Origin of the sequence: Halanaerobium polyolivorans, assembly GCF_020711195.1 — a bacterium.
Taxonomy (GTDB): Bacteria; Bacillota; Halanaerobiia; order Halanaerobiales; family Halanaerobiaceae; genus Halanaerobium; species Halanaerobium polyolivorans.
In genome coordinates, this window is sequence record NZ_JAJFAT010000035.1 from 1 (window position 1) to 3,179 (window position 3,179).

Sequence of the window (3,179 nt, forward strand, 5' to 3'; positions counted from 1 at the left end):
GATCAACTAAAACTAATTTTATACAAGTAAAATTATTACAGTTTGAAATTAGTTCAATTTATTATTGCAATTTAGTTGTTAAAGAAAACTTTAATGAAGTGGAAAAATCTATTCACGAAGAGGGTTATGTAGAATATGGTCATGAATATAGGATTAATCTTAGAAATATAAAAAATGTATTAGATAACTATAGAATTCCTTTCATTGAATTAAAGGAAATAAAAGTTTCAGAGGTTTGTGAAATATTTGAAAGAATAAATCAAGAAGGCCAAGCTCTAGATATATTCGATATTGTAGTTGCTAAAACTTTTAGAATAAAAAATGAAGATAAAGAAGGATTTTATTTAAGAGAACTAATAGATGATTTTAGAGATGAATATGATGGTTTTTTTATTGAAAATATTGATAATTTAACTTATTTACAAATTTTAGCTATAATAATTAGGCAAAACATTGAAAATTCAAGGGTATATAATATTACTAGTCGATACCTGAATGAAATAGAAGCTACTCAAATTGAAAGAGTGTGGGAAGATGCTAAAAAATCAATATTAAAAACCTTTGATTTTTTTGAGAATCATTTACATTTAAAAGGACCTAGATTAGTTCCATTTCGTTATTTTTATATGAGCATAGCTTCTTATTTCTATAAAAACTCAGAACCAAATTATAAATTGCTGAATAAATATTTTTGGTTTTATAGTTTTCATACTGATGAAAAGTTAAGAAACACAACTCATTTAAGAAACCATGTAGATTGGCTTGAAAGGGCTAAAAAAGGAGAAAATGTAGAATTTCCTGATTTTGTATTAAATAAAAATGATTTAAGAAACTCCTCTTATAGTTCACGTGGTAGATTATCTCGTTCAATTCTATCTTTATTATCCAGTCAAGAACCTAAGGACTGGAAACATAAAGACAATTCTGTTTTAAAAGATGTTTATTATGATTTAACTGACAAGCCTAATTTGCACCATATATTTCCGTTGAATTTTTTAGATAATTTTACTGATGAAATTGAGGTTAATAAAAATAGTTTAATGAATATTGCTTATATACCTCAAAAGACTAACCTTGAAATTAGTGATAAAAACCCTGTTAATTATCTGAAAGAATATAATTTAGAAGAAATGGATGAAGTTTTTGAAGATCATTTAGTACCTAATGAATTAATTAGTTGGGCAAAAAAAGATTATTTACCAGAAGATGCTTTAGATACTTTTATTGAAAAAAGAATCGATTGTTTTATTCATTTATTAGAAAATAAATTAGGAGAATTAAATTTCAATGTTATTGATTCAAAAGGCGAAGAAAATTAATTTGGGGTTATTTATGAAATATTAATAAAAACAAATAAAGAAGGATTAAAAGATGATGAATCTCATGATTGGTTGATTGAAAATTGCTTTTTTGAGAAAGATTTAGATTTGACGTAACTATATAATATCAAGGAGGCTTTTAAATGGCAGGTTTTTCAAGAATGTTTTTAGTTGGTAGTTCAGGTGGTTTTATGGGGTCAGATGGAATAAACAGCATAGATGTTTAGATACTGCAGGGAGAGGGAGGAAGGCAGTGGCTGGAAGCAAATTATGTAAATGATGAATTTGAATCATTGGGAAATATTGAAGTAATAGTACCAGAGGGGCCAGATCATCCCAACAGGTTATTAGATGCCTGTATAGCATTTTTTCCAATAGCTTTTAAGAACTGTATGCATTTTGAAAAGGTGAAAAATAAATTAAAGGGTGTAAAAAGATTAGAGTTCGATTTAGGTAAAAACATACCTGAAGAATGGTATGATTTGAGAGAAGAAGCTATTGAAATATTTAAATCTTTACATGTTTATGAAGCACCATTGAGGAGATTAAATCTTGATGATTTTTCATTAGAATAATTAAAAGCAGCAGACTTATCATTTAGTAGAGATAGGTTTAAAGCTAGATGATTTAAAATTTACTCATAAACTAGATCACAATGATTTTCAAATAGTTTTATCAATCCCACTTTATCAAGCATCTTATATCATTCAAACCAGGCCAATTTTTTTTCAAAACCACTTCCAGAAAATATTCCAGAAACTGACGCAGTTGAATTAGTAAGAAGTGAAGCTGTTATAGAAAACAGAAATTGATTTTGAACCAGAAATGTATATTCGGAATGATAAAACAGCTGTTAGATTGGTTTTCTTCACTAAATGTAGAAAAGATTATTTTGATAATGGCAGTTTACCCGCCAGAGAAGATTATTTGCGAACAGGTTTATTTATTCTTCAAAGATCAATACGATTTGCAAGCAGAGATGAAAAGCCTTACAAAGAAGATTGGGATTATATCAATGCTATCCTTGATAAATTGCGAAAAATAAAAAGAGAATCAATAAATTAAGAGTACTATTGCAACATGAACTGAACTAAGATGTTTTAAAGATAATTATTCAAATATAATAAAATATTAAGCATTATAGACTTGATTTAAGAATTATAAAAATTATAGAGGAATATTTACATATGCTAAGCTAAAAGTATACCAATTAATGGTCTTCTAAATGAAAAATGCACTATTCTATTACCAACTCCTGTATACTTGATTTAACCACAAATCATATGTAATTAATATGTAAGGGTTCCAGAAACTGATCTTGATAATAAATTGTTCAATAAATGGGTAAAAGAACTGGAAAAGATAAATAGACTCGGTCCTGTTGGCGCTAAAGAAGATGAGAACAAAGGTTATACCTGGGAAGAGATCAAGGAGATCATATATTTCAGCCAGAATGATGAGTTCTGGAGTTCAAAGATATTAAGTGCTAAAAAGCTGAGAAAGCAGATTGTTAAATTGGAAAACCAGATGAATAAAAGCGGTAAATCAAATTCAACAAAAAAAATGGATATGCTTGCCGAATTATATGTCGAATACTTAAATGAGGAGCAAAAGGATGACGAAGAATAATATCATTGAACTATTAAGTTATTTAAGCAGTTGTTATTCAAATCGGCTTAAGTTCCCGAAAAGTGATAAAAGAGAAAATCAAATGATGGTAGAAGTTTGGCATGATTTTTTAAAATATTATGACCAGGAGTTAATAAATCTTGCAGTTAAAAAGCTAGTTATTAATAATTCTAAATGGCCTCCATCTGTAGGAGAGATAATAAAAGAAGTAAAAAATATTCAAAAAGCTCC

Annotated in this window: 5 protein-coding genes; all 5 read left to right on the forward strand. The window is 27.8% G+C overall.

All coding sequences use genetic code 11. The features are described 5' to 3' along the window. On the forward strand, nucleotides 1-1,319 hold a 1,319-nt coding region (locus LJ207_RS12110; protein WP_229346757.1), incomplete at its 5' end, for a hypothetical protein. Nucleotides 1,320-1,612: 293 nt separating this feature from the next. Beyond that, nucleotides 1,613-1,894, forward strand: a complete 282-nt coding sequence (locus tag LJ207_RS12115; protein WP_229346758.1) for a hypothetical protein — start codon at nucleotides 1,613-1,615, stop codon at nucleotides 1,892-1,894. A gap of 250 nt (nucleotides 1,895-2,144) precedes the next feature. Further along, on the forward strand, nucleotides 2,145-2,384 hold the full coding sequence (locus LJ207_RS12120; RefSeq protein ID WP_229346759.1) for a hypothetical protein: 240 nt from the start codon (nucleotides 2,145-2,147) through the stop codon (nucleotides 2,382-2,384). A 264-nt stretch (nucleotides 2,385-2,648) separates the two neighbouring features. Continuing rightward, nucleotides 2,649-2,948 carry a phage replication protein O gene (locus LJ207_RS12125; protein WP_229346760.1) on the forward strand — a complete coding sequence of 100 codons (300 nt, stop codon included), beginning with the start codon at nucleotides 2,649-2,651 and terminating at the stop codon, nucleotides 2,946-2,948. Beyond that, nucleotides 2,935-3,179, forward strand: a 245-nt coding sequence (locus LJ207_RS12130; protein ID WP_255666908.1) for a replicative helicase loader/inhibitor, incomplete at its 3' end; no start/stop codon positions are given. The genes LJ207_RS12125 and LJ207_RS12130, both read left to right, overlap by 14 nt.